The 13476-nt window shown below is 69.6% G+C and carries 13 protein-coding genes; 6 read left to right on the forward strand and 7 right to left on the reverse strand.

All coding sequences use genetic code 11. From position 1 onward, the window contains the following. Positions 1-7 precede the first annotated feature (7 nt). Complete coding sequence (locus OG976_RS00410; RefSeq protein WP_328356355.1) at positions 8-1144, forward strand: alkaline phosphatase family protein; 1137 nt, start codon at positions 8-10, stop codon at positions 1142-1144. Here the strand turns inward: OG976_RS00410 and OG976_RS00415 are convergent. Then, on the reverse strand, positions 1135-2397 hold the full coding sequence (locus OG976_RS00415) for a diguanylate cyclase domain-containing protein (RefSeq protein WP_328356357.1): 1263 nt from the start codon (positions 2395-2397) through the stop codon (positions 1135-1137). The two genes, OG976_RS00410 and OG976_RS00415, sit on opposite strands and share 10 nt — an antisense overlap. 134 nt (positions 2398-2531) lie before the next feature. On the opposite strand from OG976_RS00415, the gene yaaA reads away from it, so the two are divergent. The 3 genes from yaaA to OG976_RS00430 all read left to right on the forward strand — a co-directional run bounded on the left by yaaA (position 2532) and on the right by OG976_RS00430 (position 5181). Then, entirely contained in the window at positions 2532-3278 is a 747-nt protein-coding gene (yaaA, locus tag OG976_RS00420; RefSeq protein WP_328356360.1) for a peroxide stress protein YaaA, read from the forward strand. A 25-nt stretch (positions 3279-3303) separates the two neighbouring features. Then, positions 3304-3906, forward strand: coding sequence for a class I SAM-dependent DNA methyltransferase (locus tag OG976_RS00425; protein WP_328356363.1), 603 nt, complete (start codon positions 3304-3306; stop codon positions 3904-3906). Positions 3907-4059: 153 nt separating this feature from the next. Then, positions 4060-5181, forward strand: coding sequence for a GGDEF domain-containing protein (locus OG976_RS00430; RefSeq protein WP_328356366.1), 1122 nt, complete (start codon positions 4060-4062; stop codon positions 5179-5181). 28 nt (positions 5182-5209) lie between these two features. Here the strand turns inward: OG976_RS00430 and OG976_RS00435 are convergent, their stop codons facing one another. After that, the gene (locus OG976_RS00435; RefSeq protein WP_328356369.1) at positions 5210-5425 is read right to left on the reverse strand and encodes a hypothetical protein; all 216 of its coding nucleotides are present in this window, start codon (positions 5423-5425) and stop codon (positions 5210-5212) included. Between the two features lie 294 nt (positions 5426-5719). Here OG976_RS00435 and speB point away from each other — a divergent pair, with 294 nt between their 5' ends. Continuing rightward, positions 5720-6718 carry an agmatinase gene (speB, locus tag OG976_RS00440; RefSeq protein ID WP_328364051.1) on the forward strand — a complete coding sequence of 333 codons (999 nt, stop codon included), beginning with the start codon at positions 5720-5722 and terminating at the stop codon, positions 6716-6718. On the opposite strand, the gene OG976_RS00445 is transcribed toward speB, so the two are convergent. Beyond that, positions 6715-7854 (reverse strand): hypothetical protein, encoded by a 1140-nt coding sequence (locus OG976_RS00445; protein WP_328356372.1) that lies wholly within the window; start codon positions 7852-7854, stop codon positions 6715-6717. The genes speB and OG976_RS00445 overlap by 4 nt on opposite strands. After that, complete coding sequence (locus tag OG976_RS00450; RefSeq protein ID WP_328356375.1) at positions 7851-9170, reverse strand: hypothetical protein; 1320 nt, start codon at positions 9168-9170, stop codon at positions 7851-7853. The genes OG976_RS00445 and OG976_RS00450 overlap by 4 nt, the downstream gene beginning before the upstream one ends. Before the next feature lie 66 nt (positions 9171-9236). Here OG976_RS00450 and OG976_RS26790 point away from each other — a divergent pair, with 66 nt between their 5' ends. Then, complete coding sequence (locus tag OG976_RS26790) at positions 9237-9863, forward strand: hypothetical protein (protein ID WP_442930401.1); 627 nt, start codon at positions 9237-9239, stop codon at positions 9861-9863. Between the two features lie 5 nt (positions 9864-9868). Here OG976_RS26790 and OG976_RS00460 read toward each other — a convergent pair whose 3' ends face one another. The 3 genes from OG976_RS00460 to OG976_RS00470 form a co-directional block, all read right to left on the reverse strand. After that, complete coding sequence (locus tag OG976_RS00460; protein WP_328356377.1) at positions 9869-11218, reverse strand: CHAT domain-containing protein; 1350 nt, start codon at positions 11216-11218, stop codon at positions 9869-9871. After that, positions 11209-12897, reverse strand: coding sequence for a hypothetical protein (locus tag OG976_RS00465; protein ID WP_328356380.1), 1689 nt, complete (start codon positions 12895-12897; stop codon positions 11209-11211). Before OG976_RS00465 ends, OG976_RS00460 begins: the two co-directional genes overlap by 10 nt. A 97-nt stretch (positions 12898-12994) precedes the next feature. Beyond that, positions 12995-13435, reverse strand: a complete 441-nt coding sequence (locus OG976_RS00470) for a lipoprotein LpqH (RefSeq protein ID WP_442930574.1) — start codon at positions 13433-13435, stop codon at positions 12995-12997. Positions 13436-13476: the final 41 nt, after the last annotated feature.

Here is a 13476-nt window from a genome sequence, read left to right on the forward strand (position 1 = left end):
TCCAAGCGTGGATCTACCCCGCCCCGACCCGGCTGCGCCGCACCTCGCCGATGTGGTGCCCGCAGTCCTCGCGGCGATGGGGGTGGCGGGTTTCGACAACCGCCTGGCCCTGCCGGGCCCGGTAGGCGGCGCCTGTGTGTTGCTGATCGACGGGCTGGGCGCTGAACTTCTCGACACCTACCGCGCCGACGCCCCGGTCATGGCTGAACTGCGCGGACCGACACTGCAGGTGGGGTTTCCGTCCACGACGGCCGCTGGGCTGGCCGCCATCGGCACCGGCTGCGCGTCCGGCGCACACGGAATGGTCGGCTACTCCTTCCGGCTGCCCGACGTCGGGGTGATCAACGCGTTGCGCTGGCGCCCGCACCCCTGGGGTGACGATCTGCGCGAGGTCGCCATCCCCGAGACGGTCCAGCCGATGCCGACGACCTTCGAGCGGGCGCACGCCGCGGGCGTGGCCGTCAGCGTGGTGTCCGGTGCGGAGTTCACCGGCTCCGGACTGACGCGTGCGGTGCTGCGGGGCGGGCAGTATGTCGGCGTGCACGCGCTGGGCGACTTGGCCGCCCAGGTGAACTCGGCGGTGGCCGCAGGCGGGTTCTGCTACGGCTACCACAGCGAACTGGACCTGCTGGGGCACCTGTATGGGCCGGGCTCGCCGGCCTGGCGGATGCAGCTGCGACACGTCGATCGTCTGGTGGAATCGGTTCTCAACGCGCTTGCGCCGGGCGGGCTGCTCGCCGTGGTGGCCGACCACGGGATGGTCAGCGTCGACAGCTCGGAATCAGTCGATATCGATAGCACCCCAACACTTCTGGACGGCGTAACCGCGCTGGGCGGTGAGCCGCGGGCCCGGCACGTCTACACCGAGGCCGGTGCCGTGGCAGACGTTCGGGCTACCTGGAGCGAGACGCTCGGTTCCCGGGCCTGGGTGGTGACCAGAGACGAGGCGATCGACGCGGGCTGGTTCGGGGCGGCGGTGGCTGACCGTGTCCGGCCACGTATCGGCGACGTCGTCGCAGCGGCACGAGGCAACGCGGCGATGCTGCGCCGCATGGTAGAGCCCGGTGAGTCGGCCCTCGTCGGCCATCACGGATCGCTGACCACCGCCGAGCAGCGTGTGCCGTTGCTGTTGGCTTACCGCTGAGTGGTCCCGCGCAGGCGCGCCTTGTGCCGATACATGTCCAGGTCGGCGTTGCGGATGAGCTCTTCCAGATCGTCGGTGGGCCCCCAGGTCCAGCCCACCGATGCCGTGAGGTGCACCGCGATGTCGCCGAGGCCGTAGCGCTCGGTCATCGCCGCGCAGATCCGCTCGGCCACGGTGGACACCGCAGCGGCGTCCTGGGCTTCGGGGAGCAGCACGACGAACTCGTCACCACCGAGCCGGAACACCGAGTTCGGAGCGGGCACGGTTGCGCTGAGTCGCTGCGCGACCTCGGTGAGGACGGCGTCGCCGGTGGCGTGCCCATGCTCGTCGTTGACGTTCTTGAACGAGTCGAGATCGATGAACACGATGCCGACCGGAGCCGCCGGTGCCGCGGCTCGATGCTCCTGGATCTGATGGACCAGGGCGCGGCGGTTGTGCAGACCGGTCAGCTGGTCGGTGACCGCCATGCGGGCCAATTCGGCCTCGGCGTGCCTGCGGGCCGTCACATCCTGAAACTGTGCGATCACCACGTCGTCGGCGCCGTAGTCCGCGCCCGGTGCCAGCACCGCGGTGCGCTGCAGCCAGATGACGGAGCCGTCGCGGCGCAGATAACGGCGCTCGGAGGAGATCTGCTGCACCGTTCCGGCCAGCAGGGCTTCCATCTCGTCCTCGCCGGCGCCTACGTCGTCGGGGTGGACATAGATGCGGTAGTCCGCACCCGCGAGATCCTCCTCGGTGTACCCGATCATGCGACACAGCGCCGGGTTGACCCGCAAGGCCCGGCCGCCGGTGGTCAGCACGGCTTCGCCGAACGGCGCATTGGCCATGCTGACCTGGAACAGGCGCAGCGCGGCGTCGCGGACCCGCTCGGCCTCGACCCGGGGCGTGACGTCGATGGCGTGGCAGTAGAAGCCCCGGACCTCGCCGTCGACGATGTCGGGGATGTAGGTGGCATCGAACTGCCTGCTGACGCCGCGCGAATCGGTCAGCGTGGTGTTGAACGCCTGGATGCGTCCGGCGAGGACTGCCTCGACGTGCGGCAGAACGGTGGCATAGAGCTCGGCTCCGACGATCTCCCGCATGTGCCGGCCGCGGACCTCTCCCGGCGCGAACCCGAAATACTCCACGTAGGTGTCATTGGCCAGGAGATTGCACTGATCGCGGTCCCAGTAGCCGATGATCGCGGGCAGCCGGTCGATGAGCAGCTTCAGCCGGCGGACTTCCTCCGCGGCAGAAAGCTGTTCGTCGAGCACTACCAACGCCTCCGCAAGGTTCTCAGCGACATGACAACCAATTTACAGGTCAGTCAATATCCGAGGGCGCCGCAGCGCCGCAACCGTGCTGACCAAATTCGGCGCCGTGCCGGCGGCGGTTAAGGTACTGCGTCGTGATCGTGCTGCTGCCGCCATCGGAGACCAAACAAGTCGGAGGTGACGGACCTGCGCTGCGCCTGGATGCCCTGAGCTCGCCCGAACTCACGCCGCTGCGCAGAACACTCGTCGACGAACTCGTCGAGCTGGCCTCCGACGTGGCGGCCAGCAGGCGCGCCCTGGGACTGTCGTCGACCCAGGACGCCGAGGTCGAACGCAACGCCGCACTGCTGAGCTCCCCGACACTGCCCGCGATCACGCGCTACACCGGCGTGCTCTACGACGCGCTCGACGTCGGTTCGCTGCGCGGGGCCGAGTCCGCACGCGCGAGCGCCCGGCTCGCTGTGGGCTCAGCGCTGTTCGGTCTGCTGCGAGCCGACGATCTGGTGCCGGCCTACCGGCTGTCAGCGTCGTCGAAACTCCCCGGCCGCCCGACGCTGGCCGCCAGATGGCGGCCGATCCTGGAGCCGGTGCTTGCCGATCTGGCCGACGCCGAGCTTGTGGTCGACCTGCGTTCGGGTTCCTACGCCGGGCTCGGCAAGCTGTCCGGCGCGGTGCGCGTCGACGTCCTGGCCGAACACCCCGACGGCCGGCGCACCGTGGTCACCCACTTCAACAAGGCCCACAAGGGTCGGCTGGCCCGCGTCCTGGCGGCCACCAGATCCGAACCCGACGACGCGGCGGGGGTAGCCGCGGTGGCGAGGCGGGCGAAGATGCGCGTCGAGCGGGACGGCAATGAGCTCACCATCGTGGTGCCGGCCTGATCCGGGTTTCTGCGACGATGGTGTGATGAGCAACCGGTGGCAGAAGTCCACGGCGCCCCGCGGTGCCGACTACGACGCTCGATGGCAATCGCTGGCCGACGCCGGGCACAACATCCACGGTGAGGCCGATTTCGTCGAGGGACTGCTGCGCGAGTCAGGCGGCCGATCGGTGCTCGACGCCGGCTGCGGAACGGGCCGGGTCGCCATCGAGCTCGCCCGTCGTGGCCTGGCGGTCACCGGCGTCGACGCCGATGCGGGAATGCTCTCGGCGGCTCGCCGCAAAGCTCCTGAGCTGCCGTGGATCCAAGCCGATCTTGCTGCCCTGGGCTCCGATGTCGACGGGCCGTTCGACGTCGTCCTGCTCGCCGGCAACGTGATGATCTTCCTCGAGCCCGGGACCGAGGAACAGGTGCTGGCCGGCCTGGTGGCACGGCTGGCGCCGGGTGGCCTACTGGTCGCAGGCTTCAGCCTGCGGCCCGACCGGCTGCCGATCGAACGATACGACCGGCTCACCGAGCAGGCTGGGCTGACGCTGGTGTCGCGGTGGGCCACCTGGGACAGCCAGCCCTTCAGCGGCGGCGATTACGCCGTGTCGGTGCACCGTGCGACAGGCTCACCCGGCACCTGAGCGCAGCCGGCGGCCTGGATGCCGGTTTTTGCCATTGGAGGGTGGCCAGGTGTGCGAGTGTTTGCTAGGCTCGGTTCCCGGCCATGGCCAACAGGGTGTTCGGGATTGCTGGGCACACCGGAGAGCCGACGCGATCATCGAGGGGAATGGTGCATGAGGTTGCCGTGGATGGGCCGCAGCCTCAATCAGTACTACACACTCACCGCGCTGCTGGCCGCTCGCGGAGCGCAAACCTTCACCTCCCGCGTCAGCGCGTCCTTCCTGTTCACCTTGGGCGTCATGCTGCTGGTCGTGCTGATCAGCCCGCTTCCTTTGCGGGAGCCGGGCGGCGGCTGGGTGTTGGGTGCGGTCGCGATCGCCTGCTTCGCCAGCGGCGCGATCTGGCTGCGGCATCGCTGGCCGACCCGCACCGAATCCGCCCTCCTCGCCGGAGGATCGATGGTCGGGGTCCCGTTAGCCTGCCTCACCCCGGTCGACCCCGCATACGGCCTATCCGGTGCGACCGCGTTTGCCCTGATGATCGGGTACGTCGCTCTTCTGCACGGAATGCGACTGCTGATCGCCACCATCACGGTGGCCGTCGCGACGGTCATCTTCCTGGCGGTGACGATCGCCGACCGTGATCCGCTGCTGGCGTTGGTGTCCGCCACGATGCTGCTGTTGCTGTTCGCGTTCGCCGCGTTCTCGTGTCGCCTCGTGGTCAGGCTGACCGGAACCGCGGTCGGCCCGGACGGTTACGAGCCGCTGACAGGTCTGCTGAACCGGGAGGCGTTCGACGAACAGGCCGCAACGCTGCTGGCCTCCCGCAACCGCGACGACGACCGCTACCTGGTGGTCGCCCTCGTCAACATCGACAGCTTCGCGGCGATGGTCAGTGTGGTCGGCAACCGAGGCGGTAACCGGGCCCGGATCGCGGCGGGCCAGGCCCTGCGCGAAACGGTGCGCAGCAACGCGATCGTCGCCCACATCGGCGACGCCGAATACCTCATCGCCGACACGTTCACCACCACCGACCCGTCGCCTCTGGTTGAGCGGGTGCGAGGTGCCATCGCCGCGAGCCCGACCGGGATGACGGCAAGTATCGGCGTGGTCAGCACGCCGCTTCGGCCGCTGGCCGCGCATCCACCGCACGAGGTTCTCGACGAGATCGTCGCGCTGGCGACGACGGCGATGTACGAGGCACGCCGTGCCGGCGGCAACCAGGCCCGCTACGTGGTCCGCCCGACGCTCAGTGTGCTGGACGAGGACGACGAACCCGAAACCCCCCTGGTCTGATCGGATTTCAGAGCGGCGGGACTCGTCGTCAGGACATCGAGGTGACGTCCACCGACAGGTTCTCGGCGATGGCGCGGGCGGCGGTCCAGTCGCCACCGCGCAGCGCGGATGCGAGGTCCTCTGTCAGCGGGCTGCGCACCCCGAGTTCGGACAGCCAGTCCGACAGTGTTGCCGAGATCTCGTTGGCTGTCACGGTGACCGTGCGGCCCTCGTGCAGTCGGTCGGTGAGCCGAAATGTCGGCACCGTCCCGGGCCGAAAATGCGCGGGCCGCGAATGAAGCCAGAAGTTGTTGTGCGTCAATTTTATTCGCCGATGAGGCCATCTCATGTGGACATGCCTGCGTGTGAAGAACATGTAGCTTCCTCCCCCTTTGCGCCCGCCCACCTCTACTGTCCCGCTCCCCGGTGGTGCAGCAAAGGGCACTAGGTCCTGCACCCGATGAGGCGAACGGCACCGCTGCCGGCGGCGGCCGGAGGTATTGTCTGCCCAATGAGTTCCGGCCATAACCACAAGCCCAACCGTGAACTGCCACCTGGCATGGCAGAGCAGCTGGATCTGCCCTATGCCGGCGTCGCCTCATTCGGGAACCGCCCCTTCCTCACCGAACCCGAGCAGCTCGACTCGTGGCAGCCGGACGTCGCGATCGTCGGCGCGCCGTTCGACGTGGCCACCACCAACCGGCCCGGGGCCCGCTTCGGGCCGCGCGCCATCCGCTCCACCGCCTATGAGCCAGGCACCTACCACATGGACCTCGGGCTGGAGATCTTCGACTGGCTCGAGGTCGTCGACTTCGGCGATGCCTGGTGCCCGCACGGATTGACCGAGCAGTCACATGCCAATATCCGCGAGCGGGTGCACACCGTGGCCTCGCGCGGCATCGTCCCGGTGATCCTGGGCGGCGACCACTCGATCACCTGGCCGGCCGCCACCGCGGTCGCCGAGGTGCACGGTTACGGCAATGTCGGGATCGTGCACTTCGACGCGCACGCCGACACCGCCGACATCATCGACGGCAACCTGGCCAGCCACGGCACCCCCATGCGCCGGCTCATCGAGTCCGGTGCGGTGCCGGGAACACACTTCGTGCAGGTCGGCCTGCGGGGCTACTGGCCCCCGCAGGACACCTTCGAGTGGATGCAGGAACAAGGCATGGTCTGGCACACCATGCAGGAGATCTGGGATCACGGGTTCAAGTCGGTGATGGCCAAGGCGGTGAGCGAGGCTCTCGCGAAGGCCGACAAGCTTTATGTCTCAGTCGATATCGACGTCCTCGATCCGGCACACGCACCGGGTACCGGGACGCCGGAACCGGGTGGTATCACCAGTGCCGACCTGCTGCGCATGGTCCGCCAGTTGTGCCACGAGCATGACGTGGTCGGCGTCGACGTCGTCGAGGTGGCGCCGGCTTACGACCACGCCGAACTGACGGTCAATGCCGCCCACCGGGTGGTGTTCGAGGCGCTCGCCGGGATGGCGGCCCAGCGCCGCGACGCCGCCAACGCCAAGCCGGGCCCGCCCTCCCCGCTGGCCACCTAGTAGTCGGACTCGGCTGCCAGGATCTCGGCCAGAAAAGCATCCGGCCGGGGCCGGTCCAACCGCTGTCTGACGAACCGCCTGATCCGGTCGCGCACCTGGGCCGGTTCGTCGACCGCGACGCCGACCGTCACCGTCGTCGCCGACCAGTCGGCATCCCAGGCCTGGGCCGGGGTGACCGGCCCGCCGTGATCTCCCACCAGTGCCAGGCTCGCCCGTCCATCGTCGTCGAGAACCCCGTCGGCGCGTAATGTGTTGCAGCGCAGGGAAACCGAAATGCCGGCCGGGGACCCGGGTCCGAGTGTCTGGGTGTTGATAGCCGCGACGGCCTGCCCGTCTTCGGCGGCGATGATCCACTCGACGGTGTCCTCGGCGGCGTCGAAGACCGCGCCGGGTACCGCGGTCCAGGCCATCGACGTCACTCCCCTGGCGATCACCGTGGCCGGTTCGAATCGAGTGCCCCGGCCGGCGGCCAGGGCGTAGTCGTCCCGGCTGCCCGAGGGATAGCCCGCCGGTGTCGCGCCGAGTTCGTCGAGAGCGTCGGCGACCGCCGGCCAGCCCGGGGCCTCGATTCCCGCGTCGTCGACGAGATCCACGCAGCGGCGCACCAATTCCACGATGCGGGGGTCACCGGCGGCGACGTGACGTCGCAGCGCGTCGGCGTGCGGGGCCAGCAGCGCGGCGATGTCGGAATCCAGCGTCGCGTCGCCGAAGAAGTCATCGGCGTCGGCGGTGACCACCGCGATCTCGGCATCCAGCACGGCAGCGTCCAGGCCGGCGATCCCGTCTGGCACGCTGGCCGGCCAGAACCTGCGCAGCCAGTGCCCCAGCGCCAGACGGCGGAGCTGGTCGACCGATCCGGGCAGCACCTCCAGGCTGGCAATCTCGACCTCCGCGGAAGGCCCCGGCGGAGTGCCCTGGGTTGCCGAGGCGAGGGCGCGGTGCCCCGCTTCGCCGACGACCCGCCACAGCCAGTCCGCGCGCGCCGGATCAGTCAGGGTGATCTGCGGCGGGCGCTCGGGCGACTCGTCGACCGTCCACGATAGGACCGCACCGTCGACTTCGACGACCGCGGCCAGCGGCACCGGCGCCGGCGCCGGCCCGGTGCTCCACAGTCCCTCATCGGCGACCAATCTCATTGGGCCACCTGCACTTCCAGCATCGCTTTGATGCGCTGCCGGTGATCGAGGCTCACCGAGCGTGCCACTCCCTCGAGTAGCGCCCTGATGTCCTCGACATCGTCGCAGGGCTCCTGCCACACGTCCCGGCCATGCAGCCGGGCCCACAATCGGCTCAGGTAGGGGCGCGCGAACGTCGCGAGATCGTCGACGACGTGGCGCTGGCGGGGATGGATGGGTTCGCCCGCCGCCAGTACCCGCCGCGCATGCAGCACGTAGGCCTCCTTGCGAAGCCGGGCCTGGACGGTGGCCGCCAGCTGATAGCGGGCCACGGCGTGCTCATCGAGTGGTGCCAGCTCACCGGACACCTCGATCCCGGCGACCAGGGTGGCCTGTTTGTCCTCGCCGAGGAACCCCCAGGGCGCGCAGGCCCGATCGACCTCTTCGGCGCACAGCAGCGGAACGTCGGGCAATTCGTCGCGGTCGAGGGCGCGACGCAAGGTGGCCCGCACCCGGTCGACGACCCCGCGGTCCAGCGGGCGCTCCCCCTCGGTGTCGGCGACCACCTGCGGCGGCTCTAGCGGCAGGTGCGAGGTGAGCCCCACCGCAACGAGCGACCACGGCAGACGTGCGCCGGCGATGCGGGCGGACGCGCCCACGTTGTAGGGCGTCGCATCGGCGATCAGGGCAGACCACACACGTTGTCGGGCAACCCGTTCACGGTGCGAATCGGCCGGGCCCAGCACCGTGGTCAGGCCGGCGAAGAACGGGCCGGATATGGTGTCGCCCGGTTGGACATCGGCCCAGCTGTGCTGCAGCTGCCGAGACAACCGGGCCAGGACCTGCGGGTTGGCCAGGTGGCGGTTGAGTACCTCGACGTCGGTACGGTCGCGGTCGTCGTGGACGGCCCGCAGAGTCGCGGCAGCCACGTCCGCACCGTCCTGGGCGGGTCCGCCCTTGGTCACCGCCAATTCGAAACACACCGGGAAGTACAGATCCTGGGCGTTGCCCGTGGTCACGCGTAGTCGGCGGCGTTGCGCCTTCATCAGGCCGAACCACGCAGCGGTGCAGCGCAATGTCTCGGCGTGCTCGGCGATCAGGCGCGTCATCTCCCCGGCCACCTCGGTGCTGACGAACGGGGCCGAGTAGGCGGCATTGGCCCGCAGCCGCAACACCAGTGGGTCGAGGATGCGTTTGACGGTCCGCCGCAGCGGCCCGCCGTCGTCACCGCTGAGCACCTCGACGCCGGGTCCGATCGCCCGCCAGGCGCGGTCGATCACCGCCCGGCGCGGATGCGTCGCGCCGGCGGTCATCACCGTGCCAGGCCCGGCGTCCATCCCGTCAGAATAAGGGCCGGGCAAAGTTGGGTTCGGTAGCCCGGCTGCCGCGACAGCCTTGCCGGCATGTCTGACACACTGCTGGGCGCCATTGCCGTCGTCTCCGCTATCGCACTCGCAACGATCATCGTCGCCGCCGGTCTGTGCGGCCAGCCGCCCCGGCCGAAGCGGCGCAGGCCCACGGTCGCCCGCTCCGTCGCACTCGGAACGGTGTGGGCCGTCGCCGACTCTGCCGATCCCCTCGTGGTCATCGAGGTCGAAAGCGTCGACGGCGAGCGCTTCGCCGGACGGCTCTGCCATCGCCAGGGCGACCCGGACGCCTCGTCGTTGCGGCCGGGAATGATCCTGCTGGTCTCGTTCGACCCGCAGGCCCGTGAGCGGCTGTCGCTGGCCGACGAGGTGACCGCCGTGCGCGCCGCCTTCACCGACACCCAGGCGGACCTGATCCGGCACGGCACCCGGTCGTCGGGTGTGGTGACCGGGATGCGGGCCACCGGATATGCCGGCGAAGACCTCCGCGAGGTGGAACTCGACGTGATGGTGCGCAGGCGCGGCGGCGGCCAGTTCCCGGCCCGCGAGATCACCGTGGTCCCGGCCTCGGAGCTGCCCAAAGTCGAGCCGGGCAGCATCGTCGATACCTACTACCGGCCCGACAACGAGTCGACGATCGCGGTGTGCCTGCCCCAGGCGTGACGGGGTCACCGGGCACCGTCCACCGAGAACGTCACCAGCGCCGCCCAGTACAGCGGGCAGGCGCTGGTGTCGCCGTCGCGCCAGCGCCGCATCTGCGTGCGCTGCCAGGCGTTGACGGCGAGCGCGGCGTCGTCGGCCTCGTGGGCCGCGTCGACGGCGATGACGACGTCGGCCATCGGGTCGCCGATCGATGAGGTGAACCGGCGGTAGCCGGCGGTGGTGGGTAGTGACCACAGCGTCGCGGTGACCAGCTGGCTGCCGCACAGCACCATCGCGGCCACCAGTCCGGTGGCCTCGTCGAACTGGTAATCCCCACCCGAACCGCAGGCCAGCAGTGCCACCCGCGGCGGCATCGGCAGCTGCGCGGACATCAGATCGGCGGCCAGCAGCGGGCGGTGATCGCCGACCGGCTCGGCAGCGCCCGGCTGCGCCGCGGTGCAGGCCAGGTGAATCGCGGCGCGGTCGGCGTAGCCGTGGGCGCGGTCGGCGGCGCTGGCGTGTCCGACATAGAGCAGCCGGCTCGGCTGTTGCTGCAGCTGGGCGGCCAACCACACCCGGTCGGCGTCGGTGCGGCGGAACAGCTCGACGGCCGATTGCGCATCAGGCAGGACCGGGCGGCGTGCCATTACGTCGGCGAAATGCCGGGACAGCCGGGTGTCGGGCGACGGCCGGCCCAGCACCGAGCCCAGCGGCGAGTCGGGGCGCTGGCCGGGCACCCGCGGGTCGAGTACCAGAAGTGCTGCTGTGGAACGTCTTTCGGGCCAACGGGCCGGGGTACGCGGGGCGTGTGCGATGTTGGGTGGCACGGCCATCAGCACATCGGCCAGTTCCATCAGCCGATGGCCCTCGGTCAGGGTGGAGATGTCGGCGAGTTGCCAGGGGATGCGGGCGGCCGTGGTTCCCCTGGTGGTGATCGCTGCGGCCCGGGCTGCGATCAACTCCTCGCGGCTGGGGCCGGCCAGCGGCACGGCCAGCAGGCCCCACGGGATGCGGGCCAGCCGGGCGCTCGGCGAGATATACAGCAGCGGAAGGGGATCGGAAACGCAGTCGGCCAGTAGCTGCCAGGCCGGGGCGGAGATCAGCAGCACGCCGAGGATGTAGGCCAGCGTCAGCTCACGCTCGGCGGTGGCGAACGGGCCACTGGTCAGCGCCCGGTTCAGCGCTTCGGCCAGCGTCTCGGCGCCCTCGGGGTCGGGCAGTGCGCCTTGTAGCTCCTCGATGGCCGCCAGCAGGATCGGTTCCTCGACCACCCAGGTCACCGTGCGCTCGGGCTGGCCGACCACCCGCAGGCTGCCGTAGGTCGCGACGCCCAGATCGGCGAACCGCAGCACGAGCGTGGCGGCGGTCATGGCCATGTCGACCATGCCGGGCCGTCAGAAGTCACGGTCTGCCCGTAGCGGCTCTGCGCCAGCTGCCGGTAGCGCTCGAGGATCGGCGCGCGGGCAGGGTCCATCTGCAGTCTCGGCAGCGGACCCAGCGTGGTCAGGGTGAGGCCGTCGACCGATCCCCCGCCCGCGGCAAGTGCCTCTTCTGCCGCGGTGTCGGCTACCACCGTCGTACTGACACCGCCGTCCCAGGCCAATGCCTCGTCGAGCGGTTCATGGGCGAACGTCCCTCGTGCACTGTGGTATTCGATGAGTTCACTGAGCAGCTCGGTGTTCTCCCACTCCCAGGCCACCGAGAAGGCGCCGGCCAGCATCCGCCCCGAAACATGCGCAGCCCAGCGCCAGCGCGAGTCCGCGTCCAACATCGAGTACCGCACCGAGTCGACGGCAAGGGCGGCCGGGATCTTCAGCTCGGCTGCCCGCTCCAGCTTCGCCATCGCACTGCGGTGCGCGTCGCTTCCGGGCTCGACCCGGGTGACACCCAGCGATGCCGCTTGCCGGGCCTCGGTGGCTTTGAAGTCGTCGGTCGGCTCGCTGATTCCGTCGAAGCCCATATCCGCCAGCGCATCCGCCCGCCAGATGTTGCCGAGGTGATCGTCGAGCCGGGCGTACTGCAGCCAGCTCGAGCGTGGCCACTGATCCAGGAGTTCGCGAGCCTGCGCCACCTGTTCGACGGCCTCGGCGAATCGACCGCGGTACACCGATATCCAGCTGCGCTGCAACAGAATCCGGTGGATATGAAGCGGCTTGCCAAGTTCGCGCCAATGCCGTTCGGCGTGCGACCAGGACTCGTCGGCGGCCTCCACCATTCCGACACCCAGCCGGGTCAGCCCGAAGTACAGCCACGACCGCGAGACGTCATGGGCGCGGTTGCCCTCGGCGATCACCGGGTAGGCCCCGCCGACGAGGCGTTCGGTGGTCTGGTGGTCACCTCGTATCCAGCTGGCGGCGGCGGTCTCGAGTTCTGCTCGCGCGCAATACAATGTCCAGTCCCGGCGCTGCGCCCGGGCGCCGGCCCGCTGCAGCCACTGCTCGCCTTCGGCCAGCCGGCCGGTCTCGACACAGAACCGGCCGTAGGCCAGACCACCGGTCACGAGCAGCTGGTCGGCGGCATCCGAGGGTTCGGTGAGGTCGTCGACGACCGGAATGATGGTGCGCCACAACGCTGCCGCGCGGGGGTGCAGGTCGTCGTCGGATAACGCCGTCGCGCACAGGACACCGGCCAGCGCGCCGAGGTGTTGCCGGTCGGCGGCCAGGTCGGGGAATCGCTGCACGCAGTCGTCGTCCTGCAGAGTCGCCAGCTGGGCGGCGGCCGCTTCGTGCTCCCCCTGCGCCGCGGCCAGGCCCACCCGCAGGAACTGGGCCCGCAGCCGGTAGCTCGACGTCATGTGGTCTTCCTCGGATCCGGGCGCGGCCTGCGAGTAGGCCGCCAGGCACTCGTCGATACGCCGCAGGCACTCTTCGGTGCCGTCGTAGGCGGTTCGGTTCAGATACAGCTCGCCGAGCAAGGCGAACACTTCCAGAGCCAGATCGTCGCGGTTGTCGCGCTCGATCTCGGGCAGGACCGACAGCAGAAGATCTTTGGCCGCTTCTTCCTTGGCGGCCAGGATGAGTTGGCGAGCACGCTCCAGCTCGCCGGGGATCGACACGGCTGCATCATAAGTCGGCCGCGCCGTCAGTCCGGACAAACGCCGGGATGGCGGACGTGCGTGACACGTCCGCCATCCCTCCCCGTGCTGGCTCAACTCACTTGCAGCTGACGGTGATCTCGAACTTCTTGGTGATCATCCCGGCCATCGGGTTCTTCATGTCGGCGCCGGCGGCCTCACCACTGATGGTGTAGGTGCTGCCGTCAACCTTCACGTCGGCAGAACCGGTCTTGACTCCCATGGTGTCGCTCACCGCGAGTGCGCTGCCATCCACGACCATGCCAAGGGAGGTCACCTTCGGTGTGGGTTCGTCGGTCATGACCACACCGAGACCCTGCTGACCGCCGACTGCTCCACTGGCGATGTTGATGTTGCCGCCCTGCTTGACGCACGTCACCGTGCTGAGGTCTAAACCCGGCAGATCATTTCCGTCGACCTTCACCGAGGTCGATCCCCCGCTGGCGACGGTGGCACTGGTCGGCGCGGAACCTGTTGCCGACGCGGTGCCCTTGCCGCTGTTGTTGTCCGAGCACGCCATCAGCAGCATGCTGCAGCCGATCACGCCGATACCGACCGCGA

Source organism: Mycobacterium sp. NBC_00419, from assembly GCF_036023875.1.
Classification (GTDB): domain Bacteria; phylum Actinomycetota; class Actinomycetes; order Mycobacteriales; family Mycobacteriaceae; genus Mycobacterium.

Bases quoted from the DNA above. Each gene is read 5' to 3' on its own strand.
- OG976_RS00425 (WP_328356363.1), top strand. From the start codon at position 3,304: ATGAGCAACCGGTGGCAGAAGTCCACGGCGCCCCGCGGTGCCGACTAC.
- OG976_RS00460 (WP_328356377.1), bottom strand. From the start codon at position 11,218: ATGGCCATGACCGCCGCCACGCTCGTGCTGCGGTTCGCCGATCTGGGC.
- OG976_RS00445 (WP_328356372.1), bottom strand. From the start codon at position 7,854: ATGAGATTGGTCGCCGATGAGGGACTGTGGAGCACCGGGCCGGCGCCG.
- OG976_RS00450 (WP_328356375.1), bottom strand. From the start codon at position 9,170: ATGGACGCCGGGCCTGGCACGGTGATGACCGCCGGCGCGACGCATCCG.
- OG976_RS26790 (WP_442930401.1), top strand. From the start codon at position 9,237: ATGTCTGACACACTGCTGGGCGCCATTGCCGTCGTCTCCGCTATCGCA.
- speB (WP_328364051.1), top strand. From the start codon at position 5,720: ATGGCAGAGCAGCTGGATCTGCCCTATGCCGGCGTCGCCTCATTCGGG.
- OG976_RS00430 (WP_328356366.1), top strand. From the start codon at position 4,060: ATGAGGTTGCCGTGGATGGGCCGCAGCCTCAATCAGTACTACACACTC.
- OG976_RS00470 (WP_442930574.1), bottom strand. From the start codon at position 13,435: ATGGCGTGCTCGGACAACAACAGCGGCAAGGGCACCGCGTCGGCAACA.